The following is a 17,873-nucleotide window of genomic DNA, read 5'->3' as shown; positions in this document are numbered from 1 at the left end:
CGGTTTGCAACGAGGTGTTGTAGGCGATGCTCGCTGCCTCGGCCACCGCCAGTTCCTGGTTCACCTGGTCGGTGATCACGGTGGCGAACTTCACCACCTTGTAGAGTTTGTTGTTGGCGTCCATCACCGGGTTGTAGGAGGCCTCCAGCCAGACCACCCGGCCATGGGCGTCGACTCGCTTGAAGCGCTCGGCGATGAACTCACCGGAGTTCAAGCGCCGCCAGAACTCCTGGTAGGCCGGGCTGTTGTACTCCTCGGGCTCGCAGAAGATGCGGTGATGCTTGCCCTGGATCTGCGCCAGGCTGTAGCCCATGCTCGACAGGAAACGCTCGTTGGCGCTCAGGACGTTGCCGTTGAGGTCGAACTCGATCACTGCGGTGGAACGCACCAGGGCGCCGATCAGGTTCTCGTGCTCGCGGGATGCCTCGATGGTGCGGGTCAGGTCGCTGGAGAAAATCGCGAAGTACTTGATCCGTCCCTCGGAATCGCGCACTGGCTGGGAGATAGAACGCAACCAGGCTTCCTGGCCATTGCCGCGCAGCAGGCGCACGGCTCCGGCAAAGTGTTCGCCCCGGGTCAGGGTGTTCTTGAAGCGCAGATGGAATTCATCCTGCTTGACGTGGGCCGGGACGATGTCTTCCAGAGGACGTCCCACCAGGTCGCCGCTCTTGTAGAGCATCTCCTGGGCGAAGTTGTGATTGACCGATTGAATCCGTCCATCGGCGTCCAAGGTGATCACGAGCATCTCGCTTTCAAGGCTTTCCTTCACTTGCTGAAGGCTCGACAGTTCTTCTCGAAGAGTCGCCAACTCTTGCTTAAAGCGTTTATTGAACATGGGGATGCACCGGGGGGACTGAAAAAATAGGCTGCGTTGAGCCTAACATCGGCCCTGAAATACATTTCTTAATAGCCGCCTGAAGTTGTCCGACAAAAATAATTCAATGGGCGCCCGGGCCCCATAAAACGGGGCTTTGGCCGGGGATTGTGCGTCCCCCGGCAACGGGTATAGTGCGATCTCGCGAAATTCACTGGCGATCAACGGAGTTGGATCATGGATGCATCACGCAAGGCTCTTTTCCTCCAGGCGGCCGAACGGGTCGGCCACAGTTTCGAAGGCGAGATGCGCATTGGCGGCAACTACGTGCCGGCGGTACAGAACGGCGACGAAGTCTATGTCAGCGGGCAGATCCCACGGGTCGACAACAGGGTGATGGTGGTAGGCCGGGTCGGCGCCGAAACCTCACTGGAGCAGGGCCAGCACGCCGCGCGAATCTGTACCTTGCGGGCCCTGGCCATCCTCGAGCAGATGCTCGGCGACCTTGGGCGGATCAAGCGCATCCTGCGGCTCAACGTCTACGTCCAGAGCGCGGCGGACTTCACCCAGCAAAGCGAAGTGGCGGACGGCGCTTCGGACATTCTCTATTCGGTATTCGCCGAGGCCGGCGTGCACACCAGGACTTCGGTGGGGGTCTACCAGTTGCCGAAGAACGCTGCGGTGGAGATCGACATGATCGTCGCCCTGCATCCCGGATCGCACCAGGACTGAAGGGCAGCACGCTGGCCGGGCAACCACTTCGGACCCGACCAGCGCAGCGGCAGGCGGGCAGTGGCCATCCATGGATCAACTGCCATTATTACGGCACTGGCCCATGATCTGGTACTCGATGGTCATGAGCTGGCCCGTGGAGTCCTCATAGGTCATGCGCGAAGGCACCACCTCGCAGGACTTGATCGGCGGGGTGATGCTGACCACCTTGGCGATGTCCAGCTTCATGCCATAGCGATAGCTCTGTACCACTGGCGCGGCCTTGCCCTGCTTCGTCGCGTAGCTCGCCATGGCCTTCTCGTTTTGCTCCATGGCCCGGGCAAAAGTGCGATCGCCGCCACCTTCGGCCAACGCCAGGGAAGAGATGGCGAACAGCATCGCGGCGATGCTCAAGTTGAGTGGTTTCATGACAATCTCCTCGTTCGGTTGACAGCTACGAGGATAAAAAACCGACCCTGTCAGAATGATCGCGTGTGCATTACTTATCTGTAAGGCGCCTCTCCGGCCTCCGGCCAGTCTCAGGCAACGCTCGGCCCAGCAGGGCTACAGCTCATCCGGGCGATCTCTCGCTCCCTCCTTTCTTGCGCAATTGTAATGGTCGGGTCACCCCGTCGTTATCTGCGGTTTGCAACTATCGACAACGGCTCCGGGCACGACGATGCCCCGGCGGCCAAACCAATAAGAACGCCTGCGGCGATATAAAAACCGATAGCTGCATACTCAGGAGCGCCCTCCCATGCGTATCAACCCTCTTCTGTCCCTGTCCGCACTCACGGCGGCACTGGGGCTCGGTCCTATGGCGGCGGTAGCTGCCGAGGAACGTCCCGAAGGCTTTATCGAAGGCAGCCAGCTCAACCTGCTGCTGCGCAACTTCTATTTCAATCGTGATGACCGCAAGGGCCAGTCCAGCCCCACCGGCAATGGCTATTCCGAAGCCTGGACCCAAAGCCTGATCGGCAAGTTCGAATCGGGCTTCACCCAGGGCACCGTGGGTTTCGGTCTCGATGCCTTCGTCATGCACGCTTTCAAGCTCGACTCCGGAACAGGACGCAGTGGTGGCAAGGGATCGTTCGGCATGTTGCCGGTGAACGGCCGGAACGAACCGGCCGACAGCTATGGCAAGGCGGGGGGGGCCGTGAAACTGCGGGCCCTGGACACCGTGGTCAAGGTCGGCGACGTGTTCCCGGCAACCCCGGTGTTGCAATACGGCGACTCCCGGGCACTGCCCCAGAGCTTTCGTGGCTTCACCCTGGAAAACACCAGCCTCGACGACCTGAAACTGCAGGCCGGGCGCATGCATGGCGTGGGCTCTACCAACCAGAGCAGCCTGCGCGAGGGGTTCGTCACTTTCTACAAGGGCAAGGTGGACTCTCCCTGGGTCGGCTACTTCGGTGGCGACTACCAGGTCAATCCCAACCTCGGTATCAGCCTCTACGGCAGCCGCCTCAAGGAAGTCTGGGACCAGCGCTACTTAGGCCTCTCGGGCAAGTACCCGCTGTCCCGGGACCTCACGTTGCTGGGCGCCTTCAACTACTACAACGTGGTGGACGAAGGCCGCAAGGAGCTGGGCGAGCTGAACAACAACATCTGGAGCGCCAAGGTCGGCGCCACCTTCGGTGCCCACACCCTGGCCTTGTCCCACCAACGCAACAACGGCAACAACCCCTTCGACTACCTGCGCCAGTCGGACTCGATCGTCCTCGACCACTCGATCCAGTACAGCGACTTCAACGCGCCCAAGGAACGCTCGTGGATGGTGCGCTATGACCTGGACATGCAGACCCTGGGCGTCCCCGGCCTGAGCTTCATGGCCCGCTATGGACGCGGCCGGGGCGCCGACTATAGCCAGGCCAACGCGCAGTACATGCAACGCGACTCGGCAGGCGCTCCACTGACCGGCCAGCGTCGCTGGGAACGCGACATCGAAGCCAAGTATGTGTTCCAGAGCGGGCAGCTCAAGGATCTGTCGCTGCGTATCCGCCAGGCTACCGTCCGCTCCAGCCGGTTCGAGTCGGACCTGGAGGAGTTCCGGCTGATCGTCGAATACCCCCTGGCACTGCTCTGATGGCCCTGGCCGGGCAGGTCGCAGCCTGCCCGGTGTTAAAACTTCTTCACAGACGCTTGGCTTTCAGAACTGTAATATCGGCCTCACCTTCTCGTTAGGTTGGCCTCCATATACTCCCGGACATACTTGGATCCGCTGTGTTCCTACCAGCGACCGGCCTGCCAGGAGAGAGAGCATGCGCCCAACCCAGCTATTACTGACCGGTCTTCTGGCCGCCACCTGCTCCACCACGTGGGCCGCCGATGGCAGCGAACGCTCACAACAAGCCCGCACAGCCTTCCTGGCCAGCCAGGAACAGATACACGGCAAATCCGGTCGGGAAACGGAGACCGCCACCACCGACGCCCCTTCCACGCCCAGCAAGGCTGGCGAAGATATTTGACGGCGTTGGTCCACAGAGCACATTCATCTCTTGAAGCGTTTTCATGATGCTCCTTTGGAAAGAGATGAATCTTCAGCGCCCCTCGGGGCGCTTTTTTTGCCTTCCTCTCACCCTGCCTTCATGGCGACACCATCGATCGCGAGCCCCGCAAACCTGTAGTCGCTGCCGAGCAACGCGAGGCTGCGACAAGGCCCGCAGGGCCTTCGGCGATCGACCGGGCAACCTTATGTTGCGGCCGCTGCGCGTCCATGCGCAGCCTGCGGCAGCGGCTAAACGAAGCCACTCCCGGGAGCGATCACACAGGCATCACTCTTCCCGGCGGTGGGCCCACTGGTACAGCGCGGGCAGTACCAGCAGGGTGAGGATGGTGGAGGACAGGATGCCGCCGATCACCACCGTGGCCAGGGGTCGTTGCACCTCGGCGCCGGTGCCGGTGGCCAGGGCCATGGGCACGAAGCCCAGGGACGCCACCAGCGCCGTCATCAGTACCGGACGCAAGCGGGTCAGGGCGCCCTCGCGGATGGCCATGGGCAGCGACCGTCCCTCCTCCCGCAGGTTGCGGATGAAGGCAATCATCACCAGCCCGTTGAGCACCGCCACCCCCGACAGGGCGATGAAACCGACCCCCGCCGAGATCGACAACGGGATATCCCGCAGCCACAAGGCCATGATCCCGCCCGTCAAGGCGAACGGGATACCGGTGAACACCAGCAGCCCATCCTTGAGGTTGTTGAACATCATGAACAGCAGGCCGAACACCAGCAGCAGGGCCACCGGCACCACCACCCGCAGGCGCTGGGACGCCTCCTGCAACTGTTCGAACTGACCGCCCCAGGTGGTCCAGTAGCCCGCCGGGACCTTCACCTTGTCGGCGATCAGGGTCGTGGCCTCCTCGACGAAGGAGCCGATATCCCGACCGCGCACGTTGGCGCTGACGATCACCAGGCGCTTGCCGTTTTCCCGACTGACCTGATTGGGCCCCAGGACCAGGTCGAGGCTGGCCACCTCGGACAGGGCGATGAAGCCGATCTGCCCGTTGACGCTGCCGGCCGTCGCCGGGATCGGGATCAGCAGCCGTGACAAGCCCTCGATATCGGTACGCAACCGGTCGGACAGGCGCACCACCATGTCGAAGCGCCGATCGCCCTCATACAGGATCCCGGCTTGGCGCCCGCCCACGGCCACCGCGATGGTGTCTTGCACATCACCGACGTTAAGGCCATAGCGCGCGGCTTTGTCACGGTCGATATTGATGGTCAGCACCGGCAGCCCGGTAGTCTGTTCCACCTTGACCTCCGAGGCGCCCGCCAGGCCCTGCAAGGCGCTGGCGATCTCGTTGGCGGTCTTGTTCAGCACCGCCATGTCGTCGCCGAAGACCTTGACCGCCACATCGCTGCGCACCCCGGAAATCAGTTCGTTGAAACGCAACTGGATCGGCTGCGACAACTCATAGGCATTGCCCGGCACCAGGGCGCTGGCGCGCTGGATATCGGCGATCAGCGCTTCCCGGGACTTGCCCGGGTCCGGCCACTGGGCCTTGGGCTTGAGCATCACATAGCTGTCGGAAATGTTCGGCGGCATCGGGTCCGAGGCGATCTCCGCGGTGCCGGTGCGGGCGAACACCCGCTGCACTTCCGGCACCTGGGCCAGCAGGGTCTTCTCCAGGCGCTGCTGCATGTCCACCGATTGCGAAAGGCTGGTACCCGGCACCCGCAGGGCCTGCAGGGCCAGGTCGCCTTCGCTGAGGCTGGGGACGAACTCGCTGCCCATGCGGCTGGCCAGCAAGCCGCTGCCCACCAGGACCGCACCGGCCAGGGCGAAGGTCAGCCCGCGCCGCTGCATCACCCAGTCCAGCACCGGTGCATAACCACGCTTGGCGTTGCGCATCACCAGGTTCTCCTTCTCCTGGACCTTGCCGGTGACGAACAGCGCAATGGCCGCCGGGACGAACGTCACCGAGAGGATCATCGCCCCCAGGAGGGCCATGACCACCGTGAACGCCATGGGGTGGAACATCTTCCCCGACACGCCAGTGAGGGCGAAGATCGGCAGGTACACCACCATGATGATCAGCTGGCCGTAGATCAGTGGGCGCCGGGCCTCCTTGGCTGCGGCAAAGACTTCGTGCAGGCGCTCCGAGCGGGTCAGCATGCGCCCGTGGTGCTGCTGGGCATGGGCCAGCCGGCGGATGGCGTTTTCGACGATCACCACCGCCCCGTCGACGATGATCCCGAAGTCCAGGGCGCCGAGGCTCATCAGGTTGGCGCTGACCTTGTTGCTGAACATGCCGGTGAAGGTGAACAGCATCGACAGCGGGATCACCAGGGCGGTGATCAACGCCGCGCGAATGTTGCCCAGGAACAGAAACAGGATGACGATCACCAGCAGTGCGCCCTCGAAGAGGTTCTTCTTCACCGTGGCGATGGCTTTCTCCACCAGGTTGGTGCGGTCGTACACGGTGACCGCCACCACGCCCTCGGGCAGTGTGCGGTTGATGTCCTCAAGCCGCTTGGCCACCGCCTGGGACACCGCGCGGCTGTTTTCGCCGATCAGCATGAACACCGTGCCCAGCACCACCTCACGGCCATTTTCGGTGGCCGCGCCAGTGCGCAGCTCACGGCCGATTTCCACCTGGGCCACGTTGCGCACGCGGATCGGCGTGCCGTCGCTGCTGCTGATGACGATGTTGGCGATGTCGTCGATGGAGGCCAGTTGCCCCGGGGCACGGATCAGCAACTGTTCGCCGCTGCGCTCGATGTAGCCCGCGCCGACGTTGGCATTGTTGCGCTCCAGGGCTGTCACCAGGTCGGTGAGGGTCAGGCGATGGGCCGCCAGGCGCTTGGGGTCCGGAGCGATCTGGTACTCCTTGGCGAAGCCGCCGATGGTGTTGATCTCGGCCACCCCGGGAACGTTGCGCAGTTGTGGCTTGATGATCCAGTCCTGGATCACCCGCAGGTCGGTGGGGGTGTAGGGCGTGCCGTCTTCCTTGCGTGCACCTTCCTCGGTCTCCACGGTCCACAGGAAGATTTCTCCCAGCCCGGTGGAAATCGGCCCCATCTGCGCTTCCACCCCTTCGGGCAGTTGCTCGCGAGCCACCTGCAAACGCTCGTTGACCAGTTGCCGGGCGAAGAAGATATCGGTGCCGTCCTTGAAGATCACCGTCACCTGGGACAGGCCCGAACGCGACAGCGAGCGGGTCTGCTGCAAGCCGGGCAAGCCGGCCATGGCAGTCTCGATGGGAAAGGTGATGCGCTGCTCGGTCTCCAGCGGCGAGAAGCCCGGCGCCGCGGAGTTGATCTGCACCTGGACGTTGGTGATGTCGGGGACGGCGTCGATCGGCAGTTTCTGGTAGCTGGCGATACCGATACCGGCCATCAGCAGTACCCCCAGCAGGACGATGATGCGCTGCTCGATGGCGAATTGAATGATGCGTTCAAACATGGATAGTCACTCTCCGCTGGGGCCTGTTCAGTGGCTGTGCTCGGCCGAACCCTTGCCCAGTTCGGACTTGAGGGTGAAGCTGCCGCGCGTGGCGACCTGGACGCCGGCGGCCAGGCCTTCGCGGACTTCCACGAAGCCATCCTGGCTGGCCCCGAGCACCACGGGCGTCGCCTGGAAACCCTCGGCCACGCGCACGAACACCGAAGGCCGGTCTTCCACGGTCTGGATCGCCTCCTGGGGCACGCTGACCGGCACCTCGACGGCCGTGGTGGCCACCTCGACCGCCACGAACAAGCCCGGACGCCAGGTCTCACTGGGGTTGGCCAGGGTCACCCGGACCGTGGCGGTGCGGGTCTGCTCTCCCAGCAGGTTGCCGACATAGGCCACCTGCCCGCGGACCTGGGTGTTCAGTTCGCTGGAGATGACATTCACCGACTGGCCGACCCGGACCTTGTCCAGGTCCTTGGGAAATACGCCGAAGGTCGCCCAGACCCGGGACAGGTCGGACAGGGTGAAGGCCGCCGTGGTCTCGCCCACCACTTCGCCGACGCTGAGGTGCTTCTCCACCACCACGCCATCGAACGGCGCACGCATTTCATAACGGTTGCCCCCCGCCAACTGGGCACTGCCGCTGAGCGCCGCCATCTTCTGCCGGGCGTTGCCCAGGGCGATCTCGGCCTCTTGCAGCGCCTGCCGCGCCAACAGGTAGTCCTGCTCGGCGGAGATCTGGTCGACCCACAGCTGACGCTCACGCTCGAAGGTGGTACGGGCCAGTTCCACCCGCCGGCCGGCCGCCGCCAGTTCGCTGCGCTGGTCGGAAACCTGCTGGCTGGCAATCACCGCCAGCAGGTCGCCACGCTTGACCGACTGGCCGAGGTTGGCCTGTACCGACTCCACCACTCCGGCCGCGCGCGGCACGACATGCGAGGTGCGGTCCTCGTCGAAACGGATCTCCCCCGGCAGGCTGAGCAGGCGATCCAGGCGCCGCGGGCCGGCCTCGGCCAGCTCGATCCCGGCTGCGGTGATCTGCTGGGCATTGAGCTCCACCAGGCCTTCGTGCCCTTCTTCCCCATGGCCCTCTTCGCCGTGTCCTGGCTCGGTATGCCCGGCGGGTGTCGTGGTCGCTGGAGGCTGGCCCGTGGCCGGGGGCTGTCGGTTGAACAGGCCAGGCAACAACGAAGCCGCCAGCCCCAGGCCGGCCACCGCCACTATGGCCACAACAAGGCTGCGTTTTTTGTCCATGGATGCTCCTGAAAATGTCGAGGGTCGGCGGCGCGGGCGCGGCCTTACGAAGTAGAGGGAAAGAAAAACTTCCCCAGGGCCCGGTGCAGTTCGTGCACGCACCAGTGCCGGGGGGGCTCGTCGCTGCTGGCCGGGGGCACCCGGCCGCAGTCGCTGAGCAGCAACAGGGCGAAGTACGCGAGGCCCCGCAGCCAGGGTTTCACCAGCGGCTGAGGTCGCCGTAGATACGTTCGATCCGCACCCAGGCATCCGTGCTTTGCGCCACCGCCACCAGGTACTGGTTACGGGCGCCGATCAATGTGCGCTGGGCATCGAGTACCTCGAGAAAGCTGAACTTGCCCATCTCGAAGCCACGGGTGGCACTGTCCACCGCGCTCTGCGCGGCGGGCAGGATGGTCTGGTTGAACGACTGCACTTCGCGCCGGGCGGTTTCCCATTGCTCCAGGGCCTGGCGAGTCTCGGTACGCAAGCGCAGTTCAGTGGCGTTGCGCAGGTCCCGGGCCTGGTCGGCACGGCGCGCGGCGGAGAGCACGTTGCCCTGGTTACGGTTGAACAACGGCAACGGCATCGACAGGCCGACCAGGTTGATCCGTTCGTTCTTGCCGCCGTCTTCGTTCTTGCTGGCGTCGTACTGGCTGCCGATGCTGATGTCCAGGTCGGGAATGCGCTGGGCCTTTTCCAGATCCAGGGACGCCTCGCGCTGGGCGATCTCCTGCTCCGCCAGGCGCAGCTCCGCGGTCTGGGGCAAGCGGTTCAGCAGCTGCGCTGGCGCCGGCGGCGCGGCGACGGCCCCGGACGGCTCCTGCACCGCGGAAAAGTCCGCACTGCCGCTCCCGGTGACCCTGGCCAGCTGCCGGTAGGCGTTGTCCTGCTCCAACTGGCCACGGTTGAGTTCCAGGCGGATCTCCGCCAGTTGCACCTGGGCCCGGGTGGCCTCCACCGGCGATGCCTTGCCGGCACCGACCCGCCCCTGGGCCACCGCCAGGCCACGCTCGGCCAGGGCCAGGGAGCGCGCGGCCAGTTGCGTGCGCTCCTGGGCCCGCAGCGCTGCGTAATAGGCATCCAGAACATCGGCGCGCAACTGGTTGCGCCGCCGATCCAGTTCCAGGTCCGCGAGCCTCTGGCCCTGGCTGGCCACCTCCACCCGCGCGCCGCGCTTGCCCCCCAGTTCCAGGGTCTGGGTGAGCTTGACCGAGGTGGTGCCCTGTCCGCGCTTGGTGTTCTCGATATCCGTGGATAGCACCGGGTTGGGAATCAGCCCGGCCTGCTGGCGGGCGCCCTGGGCGATATCGATCTCCCAGCTCGCAGCGGCCAGTTCCGGATTGTGGGCAAAAGCCTTGGCCAGGGCGCTGTCCAGGCTCAACACCGGTTGCCCGGCGGCATTCGCGGCTTGCCCCGCCAGGACCAGTAATAAAGCCATGCGCCAGCCCCTTGCGGCCCGGGCGCAGATTCTCGGGAAATTCGGCATAACAGGTTCCGACCCTTGCAGAAACGAAGTCCTGGCGCGGGCACGGCGGTATATACCGGCACATATAAAAGGGTTATTCGACCGATATGAACTACACCGCTGTACTTGGCGACAGGGAAATATTCAAGATCGGCCAACTTTAACTTTCGGTCCTTATCAGCAGGGTGGCGCAAAAATTACAAATCTGTAATCAAGGTTTCCGGCCCGGGCTTCTGTATTAAGATCCCGTCAAAAAAGCCAAGGCCCACGGCGCTTTTAAGCTCAAGAAGAGAAGTTCAACAAGCAACTTAAAAACTTACGAACGACAACTTGTCCATAACTTGAATAATAACTTTCCAGTGTTTGTCGACTACCAACCTCACTTGCAGAGAATTCCCTCAACATGCGTATCCTGGTTATCGAAGACGAACTCAAGACTGCCGATTACCTGCAACAGGGATTGACGGAAAGTGGTTATATCGTGGACTGCGCCAACAGCGGCGCCGATGGCCTGTACCTGACTCGCCAGCACGCCTACGACCTGGTGATCCTGGACGTCAATCTGCCGCAGATCGACGGCTGGGGCGTGCTGGACCAGATCCGCCAGTTCAGCAACACCCGGGTCATGATGCTCAGCGCCCAGGGCCGGCTGGCGGACAAGATCCGTGGCCTGGACCTGGGCGCCGATGACTACCTGGTCAAGCCATTCGCCTTTCCCGAACTGCTGGCCAGGGTCCGTACCCTGATGCGCCGCAGCGAACAATCGCCGGTACCGGATGTACTGCGGGTCGCCGACCTGGAGCTGGACCAGGGCCGACACCGGGCCTTTCGCGGCAAGCAGCGCATCGACCTGACCACCAAGGAGTTCGCCCTGTTGCACCTGCTGATGCGCCAGAGCGGCGTGGTGCTGTCGCGGACCCAGATCATCTCCTTCGTCTGGGACATGAACTTCGACTGCGACACCAATGTGGTGGAGGTCTCGATCCGCCGCTTGCGGGCCAAGATCGACGATCCCTTCGAGCGCAAGCTGATCCATACCTTGCGCGGTGTCGGCTATGTGCTCGAGGAGCGCGACTGAAGGGCACCCTCAGTGCTGGTGCGCCTGTTCGTGAAAGCCTGACTGCTCCACCTGCAAGGTGACGTGGGCGATCTCGAAGCGCTCCTGCACCAGCTCGCTGACCTCGGCCAGGATCGCCTGCTCGTCACGGCTGTCCAACTGGGCCACCAGATGCGCGCTGAGCACATTCTTGCCGCTGGTCAGGGCCCAGATATGCAGGTCGTGCACATCGCCGACCCCGGGCACCGCGCGAATGCCCTGCTCCACCTGATCGATATCGATGCCTTCGGGCACACCCTGCAGCAGCACGTTGGTACTTTCCCGGAGCAGGGTCCAGGTCCGTGGCAGCACCCACAGGCCGATGGCCGCGGCCACCAGCGAATCGACCCAGCCCCAGCCGGTGTACATGATCACCAGTGCGGCGACGATCACCCCCAGCGAGCCGAGCATGTCGCTCCAGACCTCCAGATAGGCGCCCTTGACGTTGAGGCTCTGGCTGCTGCCGGAGGCCAGCAGGCTCATGGAGACCAGGTTGACGATCAGCCCCAGCAGCGCGATCACCAGCATTGCCGTGGACTGGATCTGGGGCGGTGCCTGCAAGCGTTGCCAGGCCTCGAACAGGATGTAGAAGGCCACCACGAACAGCAGCAGGGCGTTGAAGGCCGCGGCGAGGATTTCGAAGCGCGCGTAGCCGAAGGTGCGCTTGCGGTCCGCCGGGCGTTTGGCGACCTGGATCGCCACCAGGGAAATCCCCAGCGCCAGGGTATCGGTGAGCATGTGCGCAGCGTCTGACAACAGCGCCAGGCTACCGGTGACGAAAGCGCCGATGACCTCGGCGATCATGAAGCTGCCGGTCAGCCCCAGGGCCATCCACAATTTGCGTTCGTGCCCGGCCCGTACCTGCCCGTGACTGTGTCCTGCGCCCATGGAGCCTCCTGCGGTGTGGTGGAAACGTCAGCCTGATGATAGTCCGGTCGAGCGCCGGGCAGGCTCGGCCGGGCGAATTGTCATCGGGCTGTTATCCGCCGGTTATCCCGCGCACCCAGGGCCCCTTGCGGCCCGCGCGTTCATGTCGCTTTTGTGCCGGCCGCGGCCCTGTAGAATGCGCGCTTCATTCTTCGCCCAAGGGATCGCCATGCTTCGCCAGCCCCGGATTTTCGCTCTGGCCACCGCCCTGCTGCTCGGCGCCGGCGGCGCTTGGCTACCAGCACCGGCCGCAGCGCTGGACTGCGCGCGCATCGAACACGACCAGCAGGTCGATCGCTGTGCCCAGCAAGACAAGGAGCGGGCCGACAGCGCCCTCAACCAGAGCTACCAGGCACTGCTGGAGCGGGTCCACCAGCACTATCCCGGCAACCTGCTCCAGGAGCAGGAGTACCTGGGCAAGCTGAAGAACGCCCAGCGCGCCTGGATCAAGTACCGCGACAGCACCTGCGTGCTGGAGGCAGTCGACGTGGAGCCGGGCAAACCGGCCCACACCACCTTGATCAACCGCTGTGTGACCCGCCTGAGCAACGAGCGCAGCCACTACCTGGACCGGTTGCTGGTCGACTGAGGCCAGGCCGCCAGCTCAACAGCAGCCGGCTTCCTGGACCCGGGCCCCGCGGGCCTCGCCGACCCGGGTGCCGAAATACCCGGCACTGGCCGCCCCGATCGCCCCCATCACCGCACAGAAGATCACGCAGACCCAAGGGCTCCAGGGCATCAGGGCGATCAGCAGCAACGGAGTGACGCTGGCCCACAGGGCATAGGCGATGTTGTAGGTGAAGGAAATTCCCGAGACGCGGATCCGTGCCGGGAACAGCCCGACCATCACCGACGGCACCGCCCCCACCACGCCACACCCCAGGCCGGCGATGGCATAGGCCAGGCCGATCCAGGCGCCACCGTTGATCAGGCAGCCGTAGAGCACGGCGATCCCCAGGGGCAGCAGCAGGCTGTAGAACATTACCGTGCGCCAGGCCCCCAGGCGGTCGACGAGCAGGCCCGCCAGGACACAGCCGAGGTTGAGGCAGACGATGCCCAGGCTGCTCAGGGCGAAGGTGTGGCTGGCGCTCATGCCGAAGCTCTTCTGCATCATGGTCGGGGTGATGACCACGAACACCACCACCGCCGAGGTCAGCACGCAAGTGAGGATCAGCGCCGGCAGGATCGCCAGGCGGTGTTCGCGCAGCACCGTGCGCAGGGGCAGTTCGCTGGCGTTCTCGCGTTGTTGCTGCAGGGCCATGAACACCGGGGTCTCGCCCAGCCAGCGACGCAACCAGACGCCGATCACGCCGAATACCCCGCCGAGCAGGAAGGGATAGCGCCAGGCGTGGTCGAGGATTTCCTCGGGGCTGAAGACCTGGGCCAGGAGGGTCGCGGTCAACGCCCCCAGCAGATAGCCGAAGGTCAGCCCGGCCTGGAGAAAACCCAAGGCATAACCGCGATGGGCCCGGGGAGCATGCTCGGCGACGAACACCCACGCACTGGGCACCTCCCCCCCTACCGCGGCGCCTTGCAGGACCCGCAGCGCCAGCAGCAGCAACGGGGCGAAATAACCGATCTGGGCATAGGTGGGCATGCTGCCGATCAGCAGGCATGGCAGCGCCATCATCAGGATGCTCAGGCTGAAGACCTTCTTGCGCCCCAGGCGGTCGGCGAAGTGGGCCATGAGGATGCCGCCCAGGGGCCTGGCCAGGTAACCGGTGACAAAGATCCCGAAGCTCTGCAACAGCCGCAGCCACTCGGGCATTTCCGGTGGGAAGAACAGCTGGCTGAGGGTCAGGGCGAAGAATACGAAGATGATGAAGTCGTAGATTTCCAGGGCCCCGCCCAGGGCGGCCAGGCCCAGGGTCCTGTAGTCAGCGCGGGAAAAACGCGCCGTCGATTCGCTGGCAAGGGTCATGAGGGCAACTCGGGTGGCACAAGACAAGGGCGCCATGGTCTACGCAAAAGTCCCGGGGAACAAGCCGTTCCCCGCAGCGGGCGCCGATTCAGTTGCCCTTGGCCAGGGCGATGGCGGCCTGGATCGCCGCGCGGGCCTGGGGGCTGTTCTTCCAGCAACTGGAACCCACCAGGGAGGAGGCCCGGGTCACGATATCCAGGGCGTCGGCGCCAGCGAGCTCGGCCAGGGAGGCGATGCCCAGCTGTTCCAGGCGTCCCACCACCGTGGGCCCCACCCCCTTGACCTTGAGCAACGCGGCGCGTTCTTCGGGAGAAAATGTCATGTGCGTCCAATCCTTTGCAGTACGTGGCAATTGCCGCATTCTTGCACAGTTCTCGACCGCCCCAGCCCGGGGCGGCCGACCTCCTTACAAACATAAGAAAACACGAGGTATCCACGTGGCCGCCGATATTCAAGATAGCCGCTCCGCCCGCTTCGCCCTGCGCTGTTCGAACTGGGCCGAGCGCTGGTTTCCCGACTCCTGGGTGTTCGCCGCGCTGGCGGTGATCATCGTCGCCCTGGCCACCCTGGCCATGGGCGCCAAGCCCACCGACGCCGCCATGGCCTTTGGCGACGGCTTCTGGAGCCTGATCCCCTTCACCATGCAGATGGCCTTCGTGGTCATCGGTGGTTATGTGGTGGCCAGCTCGCCGCCAGCGGTGAAACTGATCGACAAACTGGCACGCATCCCGAACAACGGCCGTTCCGCGGTGGCCTGGGTAGCGCTGATTTCCATGCTCGCCTCGTTGCTCAACTGGGGCCTGTCCCTGGTGTTCGGCGGCCTGCTGGTACGGGCCCTGGCCCGGCGTACCGAACTGCGCATGGACTACCGCGCCGCCGGTGCCGCGGCCTACCTGGGCCTGGGGGCGGTCTGGGCCCTGGGGCTGTCATCCTCGGCGGCGCAATTGCAGGCCAACCCCGGCAGCCTGCCGCCTTCGATCCTGGCCATCACCGGAGTGATCCCCTTCACCCAGACCATCTTCCTCTGGCAGTCGGGCGTACTGTTGCTGGCGCTGGTGGTGGTGTCGCTGGTGATCGCCTACGCCACCGCCCCGGGCCCCGGCAGCGCCCGTGACGCCCAGGCCTGCGGGGTCGATCCCAGCTTCAGCCTGCCCAAGGCGCCACCACGCACCCGCCCAGGCGAATGGCTGGAACACAGCCCGCTGCTGATCATCCTCCTGGCCCTGCTGGCCGCCGGCTGGCTGTATCACGAGTTCGCCACCAAGCCAGCGATCACGGCCATCTCCGGGCTCAACACTTACAACTTCCTGTTCCTGATGACCGGGGCCCTGTTGCACTGGCGCCCGCGCAGCTTCCTCGATGCCGTGGCCCGGGCCGTGCCGACCACCACCGGGGTGCTGATCCAATTCCCGCTGTACGGCTCCATCGCCGCACTGATGACAGGGGTCAAGGGCGTGGACGGCCAGACCCTGGCCCATCACATCTCGACCTTCTTCGTGCAGATCGCCTCCCACGATACCTACGCCCTGCTGATGGGCCTGTACTCGGCGGTACTGGGCTTCTTCATTCCCTCGGGCGGCGGCAAGTGGATCATCGAGGCGCCCTACGTGATGCAGGTGGCCAACGACCTGCAGTACCACCTGGGCTGGGCGGTGCAGATCTACAACGCCGCCGAGGCCCTGCCGAACCTGATCAACCCCTTCTACATGTTGCCGCTGCTGGGCGTGCTGGGCCTGAAGGCGCGAGACCTGATCGGCTTTTCCTTCGTCCAGTTGCTGGTGCACACGCCCTTGGTGCTGATCCTGCTCTGGGCCCTGGGCACGACCCTGGCCTACCTGCCCCCCATGACCCCCTGAGCATCGCCCAGCCTCCACAAGCCGCCCTGCGCGGCTTGTGGATAACTCCCGAAACAGCCCGGGCTTGAGCGGTTCCACCGCAGCCTATCGACGCCGCAGCGCGGTAGCTTTTTTGTCATAATCGGTTGTTACCGTGCCTGCGAAATACTTTGTAACGATTACTCGAACAGACGAGCAAGGAGCCGCCATGAGCGACGATACCGACCCGCGCGACACCCAAGAGAACGCTGCCCAGCCCCCCACAGGTACCAGCCGTCGGCGCTTCTTGGGCGGGGCCGCGGTGCTGGGCGTCGGTGCCACCCTGGCGGCTTGCGGCAAGGCCGGGGATACCCAGTGCCAGCCCGATGATCGCCCCCTGTCGCCCACCGAGCTGGACAAGGCCCTGCGCGAGCAAGTGAAGAACGTGGTGGTGATCTTCGCCGAGAACCGCAGCTTCAATAACCTGTTCGCCAACTTCCCGGGTGTGGAACAACCGCTGTCGGCGCTCAAGCCCGAGGCCTACCAGCAACGTGACCGTGATGGCAGCCTGCTGAGCAAACTGCCGCCGATCTGGGGCGGTATCTTGCAGGTGGGTCCGCAAACACTGGATGGCGTCACCTACCCGGTGGAAACCCAGTTCCAGGAAAACCTGCCCAACGCGCCGTTCGCCCTCAAGGGCCCCGATGGCGAAGACCTGCCCCTGGGCCTGGTGACTCGCGACCTGTGGCACGTGTTCTACCAGAACCAGATGCAGATCAACGGCGGCAAGAATGATGGCTTCGTCGCCTGGGCCGACTCCGGGGCCCTGACCATGGGCCACTACGCCCAGACCCGCTATTCCCTGCGCCTGTGGGACGTGGCCCGGGAGTTCGTGCTCTGCGACAACTTCTTCCAGGGCGCCTTCGGCGGCTCGTTCCTCAACCACCAGTACCTGATCAGCGCCAAGGTGCCGTTCTACCCGGACGCCGCCAACTCGGTGGCCAAGTCGCAAATCGCCACCTTGCAGGGCGACGACCCCAAGGGCACCCGCCTCAAGCCTCTGGAAAAATCCCCGGCCAGTGCCATGGACGGTGCGCCGCAATTCGGACCCAGTGCACTCACTCCGGATGGCTACGCGGTCAATACCATGGCCCCGCCCTACTGGCCGACCTGGATCCGCGACCCGGACCGCCCGGACTACGCCAAGCCCGACCTGCCCAGCGTGCTGGTGCCCCAGACCCACGAGCATATCGGCGACAAGCTATCGAAGAAGAATGTCGACTGGGCCTGGTATGGCGGTGCCTGGCAGGCCACCATCGACCAGTTCAAGGACTCCAGCGGGATTCCCAAGATCCCCAACTTCCAGTACCACCACCAACCGTTCAACTACTTCCTGCGCCAGGGGCCGGAGAACCCCGGCGAACGGGCCAAGCGCCTGCGTGACGGTGGCTTGGGCGATGAGGCGAGCAGCAACAAGTTCTTCGCCGACGCCGAGGCCGGCAAACTGCCGGCGGTGACCTTCTACAAACCCCAGGGCAACCTCAACCTGCACGCCGGTTATGCCGATGTCGCCGCCGGCGACCGGCATATCGACCGGGCGCTGAAAGTGCTGCGCGAGAGCCCGCAGTGGAAAAACATGGTGGTGATCGTCACCGTCGACGAGAACGGCGGCTGGTGGGACCACGTGGCTCCGCCCCAGGGCGATCGTTGGGGCCCGGGTACACGGATTCCAGCGCTGGTGGTATCGCCGTTCGCCCGCAAGGGCACGGTGGACCATACGGTCTACGACACCGCCTCGATCCTGCGGCTGATCACCCGGGTCTTCCAACTGGAAACCCTGGATGGCATCAAGGAACGCGACGACGCCATGATCGCCCGTGGCCAGAAGCCCATGGGCGACCTGACCAACGCCCTGCACTTCAAGGCCTGACCCGCTCCACCGGCGCTCCGCCCGGGAGCGCCGACTCAGTTGGACTGGCCCCCGGAGCACCA

15 protein-coding genes are annotated in these 17,873 nt (G+C 64.6%); 7 read left to right on the top strand and 8 right to left on the bottom strand.

Translation table 11 applies throughout. The features are described from left to right. A partial coding sequence (locus ACK6AU_RS20755) for a PAS domain-containing protein (protein WP_409301066.1) occupies window positions 1-835 on the bottom strand: 835 nt, incomplete at its 3' end. Window positions 836-1,051: 216 nt separating this feature from the next. On the opposite strand from ACK6AU_RS20755, the gene ACK6AU_RS20750 reads away from it, so the two are divergent. Then, the gene (locus ACK6AU_RS20750) at window positions 1,052-1,546 is read left to right on the top strand and encodes a RidA family protein (RefSeq protein WP_185700401.1); all 495 of its coding nucleotides are present in this window, start codon (window positions 1,052-1,054) and stop codon (window positions 1,544-1,546) included. Window positions 1,547-1,621: 75 nt separating this feature from the next. Here ACK6AU_RS20750 and ACK6AU_RS20745 read toward each other — a convergent pair whose 3' ends face one another. Next, on the bottom strand, window positions 1,622-1,954 hold the full coding sequence (locus ACK6AU_RS20745; RefSeq protein WP_185700402.1) for a DUF2790 domain-containing protein: 333 nt from the start codon (window positions 1,952-1,954) through the stop codon (window positions 1,622-1,624). Between the two features lie 328 nt (window positions 1,955-2,282). On the opposite strand from ACK6AU_RS20745, the gene ACK6AU_RS20740 reads away from it, so the two are divergent. Then, on the top strand, window positions 2,283-3,611 hold the full coding sequence (locus tag ACK6AU_RS20740) for an OprD family porin (RefSeq protein WP_185700403.1): 1,329 nt from the start codon (window positions 2,283-2,285) through the stop codon (window positions 3,609-3,611). 175 nt (window positions 3,612-3,786) lie between these two features. Further along, complete coding sequence (locus ACK6AU_RS20735) at window positions 3,787-3,993, top strand: hypothetical protein (protein WP_185700404.1); 207 nt, start codon at window positions 3,787-3,789, stop codon at window positions 3,991-3,993. 306 nt (window positions 3,994-4,299) lie between these two features. Here the strand turns inward: ACK6AU_RS20735 and ACK6AU_RS20730 are convergent, their stop codons facing one another. The 3 genes from ACK6AU_RS20730 to ACK6AU_RS20720 all read right to left on the bottom strand — a co-directional run bounded on the left by ACK6AU_RS20730 (window position 4,300) and on the right by ACK6AU_RS20720 (window position 10,144). After that, on the bottom strand, window positions 4,300-7,434 hold the full coding sequence (locus tag ACK6AU_RS20730) for a CusA/CzcA family heavy metal efflux RND transporter (RefSeq protein WP_185700405.1): 3,135 nt from the start codon (window positions 7,432-7,434) through the stop codon (window positions 4,300-4,302). A 27-nt stretch (window positions 7,435-7,461) separates the two neighbouring features. After that, entirely contained in the window at window positions 7,462-8,676 is a 1,215-nt protein-coding gene (locus ACK6AU_RS20725) for an efflux RND transporter periplasmic adaptor subunit (RefSeq protein WP_409301062.1), read from the bottom strand. A gap of 199 nt (window positions 8,677-8,875) precedes the next feature. Further along, window positions 8,876-10,144 (bottom strand): TolC family protein, encoded by a 1,269-nt coding sequence (locus tag ACK6AU_RS20720; protein ID WP_185700407.1) that lies wholly within the window; start codon window positions 10,142-10,144, stop codon window positions 8,876-8,878. Window positions 10,145-10,526: 382 nt separating this feature from the next. On the opposite strand from ACK6AU_RS20720, the gene ACK6AU_RS20715 reads away from it, so the two are divergent. After that, window positions 10,527-11,201 carry a heavy metal response regulator transcription factor gene (locus tag ACK6AU_RS20715; protein ID WP_053132105.1) on the top strand — a complete coding sequence of 225 codons (675 nt, stop codon included), beginning with the start codon at window positions 10,527-10,529 and terminating at the stop codon, window positions 11,199-11,201. 9 nt (window positions 11,202-11,210) lie between these two features. Here the strand turns inward: ACK6AU_RS20715 and ACK6AU_RS20710 are convergent, their stop codons facing one another. Next, window positions 11,211-12,107: a cation diffusion facilitator family transporter gene (locus ACK6AU_RS20710; RefSeq protein WP_185700408.1), complete on the bottom strand. Its 897-nt coding sequence runs from the start codon at window positions 12,105-12,107 to the stop codon at window positions 11,211-11,213. A 208-nt stretch (window positions 12,108-12,315) separates the two neighbouring features. On the opposite strand from ACK6AU_RS20710, the gene ACK6AU_RS20705 reads away from it, so the two are divergent. Continuing rightward, complete coding sequence (locus tag ACK6AU_RS20705) at window positions 12,316-12,735, top strand: lysozyme inhibitor LprI family protein (RefSeq protein WP_185700409.1); 420 nt, start codon at window positions 12,316-12,318, stop codon at window positions 12,733-12,735. Between the two features lie 15 nt (window positions 12,736-12,750). Here ACK6AU_RS20705 and ACK6AU_RS20700 read toward each other — a convergent pair whose 3' ends face one another. Both ACK6AU_RS20700 and ACK6AU_RS20695 read right to left on the bottom strand, forming a co-directional pair. Further along, window positions 12,751-14,067, bottom strand: a complete 1,317-nt coding sequence (locus ACK6AU_RS20700) for an MFS transporter (RefSeq protein ID WP_185700410.1) — start codon at window positions 14,065-14,067, stop codon at window positions 12,751-12,753. Window positions 14,068-14,155: 88 nt separating this feature from the next. Continuing rightward, the gene (locus tag ACK6AU_RS20695; RefSeq protein ID WP_185700411.1) at window positions 14,156-14,389 is read right to left on the bottom strand and encodes a helix-hairpin-helix domain-containing protein; all 234 of its coding nucleotides are present in this window, start codon (window positions 14,387-14,389) and stop codon (window positions 14,156-14,158) included. A gap of 115 nt (window positions 14,390-14,504) precedes the next feature. Here ACK6AU_RS20695 and ACK6AU_RS20690 point away from each other — a divergent pair, with 115 nt between their 5' ends. Together ACK6AU_RS20690 and acpA are read left to right on the top strand one after the other, a co-directional pair. Then, a complete protein-coding gene (locus ACK6AU_RS20690; RefSeq protein WP_185700412.1) occupies window positions 14,505-15,923 on the top strand; it encodes a short-chain fatty acid transporter in 1,419 nt (472 codons plus the stop codon). Window positions 15,924-16,110: 187 nt separating this feature from the next. Continuing rightward, a complete protein-coding gene (acpA, locus tag ACK6AU_RS20685; protein ID WP_185700413.1) occupies window positions 16,111-17,811 on the top strand; it encodes an acid phosphatase in 1,701 nt (566 codons plus the stop codon). Window positions 17,812-17,873: the final 62 nt, after the last annotated feature.

The organism is Pseudomonas sp. KCJK8993 (assembly GCF_046230915.1).
GTDB lineage: Bacteria > Pseudomonadota > Gammaproteobacteria > Pseudomonadales > Pseudomonadaceae > Aquipseudomonas > Aquipseudomonas piscis.
Note: the sequence above shows the minus strand (reverse complement) of the source record. Positions and strands in the feature narration are given on the sequence as shown.

Bases quoted from the DNA above. Each gene is read 5' to 3' on its own strand.
- ACK6AU_RS20695 (WP_185700411.1), bottom strand. From the start codon at position 14,389: ATGACATTTTCTCCCGAAGAACGCGCCGCGTTGCTCAAGGTCAAGGGG.
- acpA (WP_185700413.1), top strand. From the start codon at position 16,111: ATGAGCGACGATACCGACCCGCGCGACACCCAAGAGAACGCTGCCCAG.
- ACK6AU_RS20750 (WP_185700401.1), top strand. From the start codon at position 1,052: ATGGATGCATCACGCAAGGCTCTTTTCCTCCAGGCGGCCGAACGGGTC.
- ACK6AU_RS20705 (WP_185700409.1), top strand. From the start codon at position 12,316: ATGCTTCGCCAGCCCCGGATTTTCGCTCTGGCCACCGCCCTGCTGCTC.
- ACK6AU_RS20745 (WP_185700402.1), bottom strand. From the start codon at position 1,954: ATGAAACCACTCAACTTGAGCATCGCCGCGATGCTGTTCGCCATCTCT.
- ACK6AU_RS20735 (WP_185700404.1), top strand. From the start codon at position 3,787: ATGCGCCCAACCCAGCTATTACTGACCGGTCTTCTGGCCGCCACCTGC.
- ACK6AU_RS20725 (WP_409301062.1), bottom strand. From the start codon at position 8,676: ATGGACAAAAAACGCAGCCTTGTTGTGGCCATAGTGGCGGTGGCCGGC.
- ACK6AU_RS20740 (WP_185700403.1), top strand. From the start codon at position 2,283: ATGCGTATCAACCCTCTTCTGTCCCTGTCCGCACTCACGGCGGCACTG.
- ACK6AU_RS20700 (WP_185700410.1), bottom strand. From the start codon at position 14,067: ATGACCCTTGCCAGCGAATCGACGGCGCGTTTTTCCCGCGCTGACTAC.
- ACK6AU_RS20715 (WP_053132105.1), top strand. From the start codon at position 10,527: ATGCGTATCCTGGTTATCGAAGACGAACTCAAGACTGCCGATTACCTG.
- ACK6AU_RS20710 (WP_185700408.1), bottom strand. From the start codon at position 12,107: ATGGGCGCAGGACACAGTCACGGGCAGGTACGGGCCGGGCACGAACGC.
- ACK6AU_RS20720 (WP_185700407.1), bottom strand. From the start codon at position 10,144: ATGCCGAATTTCCCGAGAATCTGCGCCCGGGCCGCAAGGGGCTGGCGC.
- ACK6AU_RS20730 (WP_185700405.1), bottom strand. From the start codon at position 7,434: ATGTTTGAACGCATCATTCAATTCGCCATCGAGCAGCGCATCATCGTC.